Source organism: Sphingobium sp. FW306-1B-F04DB, assembly GCF_058781925.1.
This window is the reverse complement of sequence record NZ_JBYSXE010000120.1, coordinates 1-1,369: the sequence shown is the minus strand read 5'-3', so window position 1 is coordinate 1,369 and position 1,369 is coordinate 1. Positions and strand designations below refer to the sequence as shown.

Below are 1,369 nucleotides of genomic sequence, written 5' to 3'. Positions count from 1 at the left end.
TGTCTGGATGGCTCCCGCGTTGCAAGGCTTGATTTGAGTGTTGGCGTTGGTCGGATGCAGTCTTGTCTTCGGCCTGTTGATGCAGTCGTCGAAAGACCGCTGGCCCTGATGGAGTCCGCGAACCGGGTCCCATTCTGAGATTCAGGCTATAGCGCCTTTGACATTCGGTGGGGTGTCCCAGTTCCCGGTCTGACCGGTTTGCCATCACATCACATCGTCCTCGCAACCTCGTGAAGTGGCGTGCCCTCAATTATGCCGTCAGTGCGGGCACATGGTTCGCGCGATAGGCGCCACCACGAACCATGATTGCCCAGACGACGCGTGCAGCCTTGTTTGCGAGGGCAACCGTAGCGACGCGGACCGGCTTGCGTGCCAGCAGATCGACAAGGCGCGGATCGGCCCGCTCTGGCTTGTGCTTCGCGTACCGCACCAGCGAGGTCATGCCGACGATGAGCAGCTTGCGCAGATATTTGTCGCCCATCTTGCTGATCCGCCCAAGGCGTTCCTTGCCACCACTCGATTTCTGCAGCGGCGTTAGTCCTAGCCAGGCCGCGAATTGACGGCCCGAGCGAAACTGATGCGGGTCGGTGACCGAGGCCGCGAGCGCCGAGGCCCCGACGGGGCCGATGCCCGGGATGGTCGCAAGGCGTCTGGCAACGTCATTTGTGCGCTGCCACTGGAGCACATCGCGGTCGATCTCGCGCAACCGCAGATGGATCTCAAGCACCTGCTGAGCGAGCGTCGAGATCACCTTGGCCGCCTCTGCCGGGACGTCGGGTGTCTCACCATCGACGATTTGCCGCGCCATGAGCAGTGCGCGTCCAAGCCCGCGCGGGATGTCGATGCCGAACTCGGCAAGCAACCCGCGGATCATGTTCACCAGCTGGGTGCGCTGCTTGACGAGCAAGTCGCGTGTCCGGTGCATTGAAAGCGCCGCCTGCTGCTCGCGAGACTTGACGGCGACGAACCGCATTGTCGGCCGCATCACCGCCTCGCAGATCGCCGCGGCATCGGCAGCATCGGTCTTGCCGCGCTTCACATAGGGTTTCACATAGGCTGGCGGCATCAGTCGCACCTCGTGCCCCAGTCTCGTCAGCTCGCGCGCCCAGTGATGCGACGTTCCGCAGGCCTCGATACCGACCAGACACCGCGGCAGCTTGGCAAAGTACGGTAGCATCTGCGCGCGCCGCAACGCCTTGCGCACAACGACTTCACCTGCCGCATCAACACCGTGAATCTGAAAAATGTTCTTGGCCAAATCCAGGCCGATCGTGGTAATCTCCATGACGGGTGGCTCCCATGGCTCGTGGTCGCTTTGATAGCTTCCACACTTTGGCACCTAGATGCCGGGAGCGGGAGCCATCCACAT

1 protein-coding gene is annotated in these 1,369 nt (G+C 62.4%); it reads right to left on the bottom strand.

From position 1 onward, the window contains the following. Positions 1–250: 250 nt before the first annotated feature. Complete coding sequence (locus AC3WJD_RS21965) at positions 251–1,285, bottom strand: IS110 family RNA-guided transposase (protein WP_492748974.1); 1,035 nt, start codon at positions 1,283–1,285, stop codon at positions 251–253. Positions 1,286–1,369 lie beyond the last annotated feature (84 nt).

What these genes read in the sequence shown, in the direction of transcription:
- AC3WJD_RS21965 (WP_492748974.1), bottom strand. Translation starts at nt 1,285, where the DNA reads ATGGAGATTACCACGATCGGCCTGGATTTGGCCAAGAACATTTTTCAG.